Raw genomic sequence first — 5,280 nt, 5'->3', positions numbered from 1 at the left:
CGACACCTCCTCCGAAACCCACAAGTACGTCGCGGAGTACCTCGACGGTCCGCTCGAGGGCACGACCGAGCACCGCTTCCTCGAGGACGGGAAGCCGGAGGAGCGCATCACGCAGTACGCGCTGGTCGACGGCACCGACGCGCAGTTCGACTACGCGGTGAGCAGCGCGCGCGAGCTGAACGGCGAGCAGTTCGTCTCCTACCGCTTCGACGCGAAGGGCAGCGACCCGCTGCAGGGTCAGGCCGACCCGAACGAGGAGTCGAAGCGCATCTGAACCGCTGAGCCCTCAGGCCCAGCCGAGTTCGTGCAGGCGGTCGTCGTCCAGACCGAAGAAGTGGCCGATCTCATGCACGAGCGTCGTGTGCAGCTCGTCACGGAGGTCCTGGACCGTGTCCGCCGACGCGAGATGCGGGAGACGGAACACGACGATCCGGTCGGGCAGCTCGCCGAAGCCGTACTGCCCGCGTTGCGTGAGATCGACCCCCTCGTAGCGTCCGAACAGGTCCTCCCCGTCCTCCGCCGCGTCCTCGATCACGAACGCGACGTTCTCCAGGCCGCCGACCAGATCGTCGGGGAGCGCATCCAGCTCCTCCTCGACGATCGCTTCGAACTCGTCGGCGGTCAGGTCGATCGGCACCGGGTCAGCCGGCGATCGTGAGGGCGAGCTCCCTCGCCCTCGCCGTCGCCGCGGCCAGTTCCCCGGCTGCCCGCTCCTGCTGGTCCGACAGCGCCGGCACGGAGTCGGCGAGCGTCAGGTTCGTCTCGAGCACCGTGACGTCCATCCCCAGCGCCGAGCCGAGCACGAGCCGGAGCGGCGGCACGGTGTGGTCCCACCCCTCCGACGGCGTACCGGCGTCGTACACGGCGCCGCGGCTCGTCGCGATGACCGCGGGCCGTCCGGCGAGCGGCTGATCCGCCGTGTCGAACGGCGCCGTGACGCCGGGCACGTGGATGTGATCGATCCACGCCTTCAGCGACGACGGCAGCGAGTAGTTGTACATCGGCGCCCCGATGAGCAGCACGTCCGCGGCGAGCAGCTCGTCGATGAGCTCGGTCTGCAGTGCCGACTCCGCAGCCGGAGGGGAGTCCTCCGGCCTGCGGAGTCGCGGCGCCCAGTGCGACGCGGCGTCCGTCAGATGCGGCACCGGCCGCGCGTGCAGGTCCCGGTAGGTGACGGTGTGACCGCCGCTCCTGCCCCGCCAGGTCTCCACGAACGCCGCCGTGATGGCGCGCGAGCGGGACCTGGCGGGGTCGATCGACGAATCGAGGTGCAGGAGGTGCGGCATGATCCGAGAACGCTACTTCGGGTCGGGATTGATGCCAGCGAGCGCCAGATGTCCCGCATCGATCGGCAGCGAGACGCCCGTGATCGTCGCCGCGAGCGCCGAGTTGAGGAACAGCGCGCCGTTCGCGATCACCTCGGGATCCATGAAGCCGACACCCTTCAGCGCCGTGAAGGAGTGCCCGCCTGCCAGCAGGTCCTCGTGGGTGCCGCCCGGGTGCCCGGCGAACATGTCCCAGGCCGGCTGGTTGTTCGTCATGCCGGTGAGGATCGCACCGGGATTCACCGTGTTGGCGCGGATGCCGTACTGGCCGAGCTCGAGCGCGATCGACTTCATGAAGCCGACGACGGCGAACTTCGCGGCGGTGTAGTGGGAGTAGTTCGCCCCGCCCTCGATGCCGTTGGTGGACGATGTCAGCACGATCGACCCCTGCTGCCGTTCGATCATGTGCGGCGCGACGGCACGGACGGCGTGGAAGACGCCCGTGATGTTGATGTCGAGCATCTCCTGCCAGGTCTCGTCGGTCATGTCCTGCACCGACGAGAGCGTCCAGATACCGGCGTTCGCGATCAGGCAGTCGATCTTGCCGAACTCGGCGATGCCGGAGGCGACCGCGCCGTCGAGCGCCGACTGGTCGCGGACGTCCGCCTCGATCCCGAGGACGCGACGGTCGAGCGCCTCCACCTGCTGCACCGTCTCTGCGATGTCCTCCGCGGTCGTGCCCGGGTAGGGCACGGTCGCGAAGGGCTTCGTCGTGTCGACGAAGACGATGTCGGCACCTTCCCGCGCCGAGACGACGGCGTGCGCGCGGCCCTGGCCGCGACCTCCGCCGGTGATGAAGACGACCTTGCCATCGAGCAGTCCCATGAGTTCGCTCCTTCGCGATCCGGCGCCTCGGCATTGAGGCACTCGGTGCCGAAACTGTAACGCCGTTCGGTGGGAGCAGACCAGGAGGCTTTCCGCACGGGGTTCTGGGGGGACGTACGGAAACGCATCGCCATGCTGGACGGATGAGGGCAGCGATCCTGATCGTCTACATCGTGATGGCGGGGTGGCTGATGCTCGCCAGCGTGGCCCGCATCGCCATCCAGCTCTCGTCGGGGCAGAACCTCGATCCGCTGCCGTTCGTCGGTGGCGGGCTGGGTCTGCTGGCGCTGCTCCTGCTGCTGCCGGCGTGGGAGGACCGCAACATCCACAGTGTCGACGATGGCCCGCGGACCGAGCGGATCCCGCAGGAGCGCGACCGGCGCTGACGCTGCAGCAGTCGCAACACATGGGGTGAACGACGGGGCTCGAACCCGCGACTTCCGGCACCACAAGCCAGCGCTCTACCAACTGAGCTACGCCCACCATGCGTCCGATGTCTCCATCGGACCTCCGGAAGCATACCCGAGCGTCGGCTCGGCGGCTCACGTGGTGAAGTCGGCGGTGACCTTCGTCGCTGCGGCCTGCGCCTCTTCGGACGTCGGACCGGGCAGGGGCGTGAACACGGTCGCCCGGTAGTACTCGAGCTCGCGGACCGACTCGAGGATGTCCGCGAGGGCGCGGTGCCCGCCGTTCTTCGTGGGCGCCGCGTAGTAGACGCGCGGGTACCACCGGCGGGCGAGCTCTTTGAAGGAGGAGACGTCGATGCTGCGGTAGTGCAGGAAGTCGTCCACCTCGGGCATGTACTTCGCGAGGAAGCCGCGGTCGGTGCCGATCGTGTTGCCCGCGAGCGGAGCCTGACCCGCCTGCGGCACGAAGCGTCGCAGGTACTCGAGCACCTGCCGCTGCGCCTCGTCGAGCGTCACGCCCTGCTCCATCGCCTCGAGCAGGCCGGAGGAGGTGTGCATCTTCACCACGACGTCGCCCATGTGGTCCCTGGCGGCGTCCGACGGCTTGATGACGACGTCGAAGCCCGGGTCCAGCACCGTCAGCTCGAAGTCGGTGACGACCACGGCGACCTCGACGAGCTCGTCGACGGTGAGGTCCAGCCCGGTCATCTCGCAGTCGATCCAGACGAGACGGTCACCGGAAGGCATGCAGAAATCCTACCGAGGGCTCCGACACCCACTTCGTGAGCACCTCCCTGCCCGTCCGCGCCTGCGCGCTTTCATATATCCGGGGATCTGCCCGCGTCGGCGGCAGATCCCCGGATATATGAAATCAGGCCGATCAGGGGACGGTGTGGCCGGCCGCGGTGAAGAGGCGGTACCACTCCGGGCGGGTGAGGCGCAGCTCGGAGCCCGCCGCCGCCTCCCGCACCCGCTCGGGCTTCGTGGTGCCGAGGATGACCTGCATGTCGGCCGGGTGCCGAGCGATCCACGCGGTCGCGATCCCCGTCGGCGTCACGTCGTACTGCGCGGCCAGGTCGTCGAGCGCGTCGTTCAGCTCGGCGTAGTGCTCCCGGTCGCCGATGAACGTGCCCGTGAAGAACCCCGCCTGGTAGGGCGACCAGGCCTGCAGCGTGATCCCGTTCAGGCGCGCGTAGTCGAGGATCCCGTTGTCCCGGTCGATCGACTGGTCCAGCGCGACCATGTTGGAGGCGACGCCCGCGGCGATCAGCGCGGCGTGCGTGATGCTCAGCTGCACCTGGTTGAACGCGAGCGGCTGCCGGACGGACCGCTTCAGCAGCTCCACCTGGTACGGCGTGTGGTTCGAGACGCCGAATGCGCGCACCTTGCCCGCCGCCTCCAGCGCGTCGAACGCGGCGGCGACCTCGTCGGGTTCGACGAGCGCGTCGGGGCGGTGCAGCAGGAGCGCGTCGAGGTGGTCGGTGCGCAGCGCCGTGAGCGACTCGTCGACCGAGGCGAGGATGTGCTCGGTCGAGAAGTCGAAGGTGCCGTCGTGGATGCCGACCTTCGACTGGATGATCACGGCGTCGCGCTCGGCGGGGGTGAACGCCATCGCCTCGCCGAACCGGCGCTCGCAGAGGTGGTCGCCGCCGTACACGTCGGCGTGGTCGAACATCGTCACGCCGACGTCGATCGCCGTGCGGACGAGGGTGCGGATCTCCTCGTCGCTCATGTCGGGGATCCGCATCAGCCCGAGGATGACGTTCGGCGCGGACAGGTCGGTCTGGGGCAGGTCGAGGGTCTTCACGCGCGGCATCGTGCCACCCGCCGCCTGGTCGCCGGTTGATCGTCGGTGCCCCGCCCTAATCCGCTTGACCCGCTGATCGAGGTGCGAGCGAAGCGAGCCTCGAGATCACCAGGAGCCCGCGACGGACGGAGTCGAGGGCGTTCAGGCGCCCTCCTCCCGAACCTGCAGCGTGAGGTGCGAGGCGTGGTCGCCGTCGTGGAACACCTCGAACCGGCAGGGTCGGCCGGTCGTCCAGTCCCCGGAGGGGGTGCCGTCACCGGGATTCGGGGCGAACCGCGGGACCGCGCCGCCGCTCACGACGACCCGGAGCCGGTGCCCCGCCAGCACCCGGTAGGCGGTCGGGAACAGCTCGACCTCGACCTGCAGCACCCCGTCGGCGCCGACCATCACGTCCGGCGCGGGAACGGTCAGCGGATCCAGCCTGCGGATGCCGTCGACGACGTTGCGCGACACCCCCTCCTGATCGACGTCGCAGAGGCGGACGAACACGTCGGCGTACTCCAGCTCGGGGCGCACGAAGACCGTCGCCCGCACCTCGCCGACCAGGTCCAGATCGACGGGCTCGGGGACGCCCGTGAACACGACGACGTCGAGTGCGGACTCCATCACCCCGTTGTCGGCCTGCATCGCCGGCGGCGCGAGCAGCGGGCCCCCCTCCACCGGCGTCGGGTCCGCGGGGTCGAACACGAACGTGCTGGGCCCTGATCCGTCGACGGACGGTTCGGCGAGCAGCGCGCCGTCGGACGAGAAGTACCGCTGCCGCGTGCCGGAGCCCTCCGGCGGCCAGGTCTCGAGCCCGAGCCAGCGGTCCGCGTTCTGCAGCCACAGCCGCACGGGTGGCCCCTCGGGCGCGGGGCCGCCATGCAGGTGGTGCTCGAGGTGGACCAGGTCGGTCCGGAGCATCTCCCGCACCTCC

7 protein-coding genes and 1 tRNA gene are annotated in these 5,280 nt (G+C 69.7%); 1 reads left to right on the top strand and 7 read right to left on the bottom strand.

What is annotated here, in order from left to right; translation table 11 throughout:
- Positions 1–286 precede the first annotated feature (286 nt).
- Genes ACFE67_RS09830 through ACFE67_RS09820 form a run of 3 tightly spaced genes read right to left on the bottom strand, consistent with a single transcriptional unit; the run spans position 287 to position 2,150 of the window.
- Positions 287–637, bottom strand: a complete 351-nt coding sequence (locus ACFE67_RS09830) for a metallopeptidase family protein (RefSeq protein ID WP_375406694.1) — start codon at positions 635–637, stop codon at positions 287–289.
- Positions 638–641: 4 nt separating this feature from the next.
- Positions 642–1,286: an FMN-dependent NADH-azoreductase gene (locus ACFE67_RS09825; RefSeq protein ID WP_375406693.1), complete on the bottom strand. Its 645-nt coding sequence runs from the start codon at positions 1,284–1,286 to the stop codon at positions 642–644.
- Between the two features lie 12 nt (positions 1,287–1,298).
- Positions 1,299–2,150, bottom strand: coding sequence for a mycofactocin-coupled SDR family oxidoreductase (locus ACFE67_RS09820; RefSeq protein ID WP_375406692.1), 852 nt, complete (start codon positions 2,148–2,150; stop codon positions 1,299–1,301).
- Positions 2,151–2,293: 143 nt separating this feature from the next.
- Between ACFE67_RS09820 and ACFE67_RS09815 the strand changes: the two genes are divergently transcribed.
- On the top strand, positions 2,294–2,536 hold the full coding sequence (locus ACFE67_RS09815) for a hypothetical protein (protein ID WP_375406691.1): 243 nt from the start codon (positions 2,294–2,296) through the stop codon (positions 2,534–2,536).
- Positions 2,537–2,557: 21 nt separating this feature from the next.
- On the opposite strand, the gene ACFE67_RS09810 is transcribed toward ACFE67_RS09815, so the two are convergent.
- The 4 genes from ACFE67_RS09810 to ACFE67_RS09795 all read right to left on the bottom strand — a co-directional run.
- Positions 2,558–2,633: transfer RNA gene (locus ACFE67_RS09810), tRNA-His, on the bottom strand.
- 59 nt (positions 2,634–2,692) lie between these two features.
- Positions 2,693–3,304 (bottom strand): oligoribonuclease, encoded by a 612-nt coding sequence (orn, locus tag ACFE67_RS09805; protein ID WP_375406690.1) that lies wholly within the window; start codon positions 3,302–3,304, stop codon positions 2,693–2,695.
- 133 nt (positions 3,305–3,437) lie between these two features.
- Positions 3,438–4,364 (bottom strand): aldo/keto reductase family oxidoreductase, encoded by a 927-nt coding sequence (locus ACFE67_RS09800; protein ID WP_375406689.1) that lies wholly within the window; start codon positions 4,362–4,364, stop codon positions 3,438–3,440.
- A gap of 141 nt (positions 4,365–4,505) precedes the next feature.
- Positions 4,506–5,280 (bottom strand): CocE/NonD family hydrolase (locus ACFE67_RS09795; RefSeq protein WP_375406688.1); only part of this gene is annotated, 775 nt, incomplete at its 5' end.

The sequence above is a fragment of the uncultured Amnibacterium sp. genome, from assembly GCF_964244015.1.
Taxonomy (GTDB): domain Bacteria; phylum Actinomycetota; class Actinomycetes; order Actinomycetales; family Microbacteriaceae; genus Amnibacterium.
The sequence above is the reverse complement of the archived record's forward strand: the minus strand, read 5'-3'. Positions and strand labels throughout refer to the sequence as shown.

Bases quoted from the DNA above. Each gene is read 5' to 3' on its own strand.
- ACFE67_RS09825 (WP_375406693.1), bottom strand. From the start codon at position 1,286: ATGCCGCACCTCCTGCACCTCGATTCGTCGATCGACCCCGCCAGGTCC.
- ACFE67_RS09820 (WP_375406692.1), bottom strand. From the start codon at position 2,150: ATGGGACTGCTCGATGGCAAGGTCGTCTTCATCACCGGCGGAGGTCGC.
- ACFE67_RS09815 (WP_375406691.1), top strand. From the start codon at position 2,294: ATGAGGGCAGCGATCCTGATCGTCTACATCGTGATGGCGGGGTGGCTG.
- orn (WP_375406690.1), bottom strand. From the start codon at position 3,304: ATGCCTTCCGGTGACCGTCTCGTCTGGATCGACTGCGAGATGACCGGG.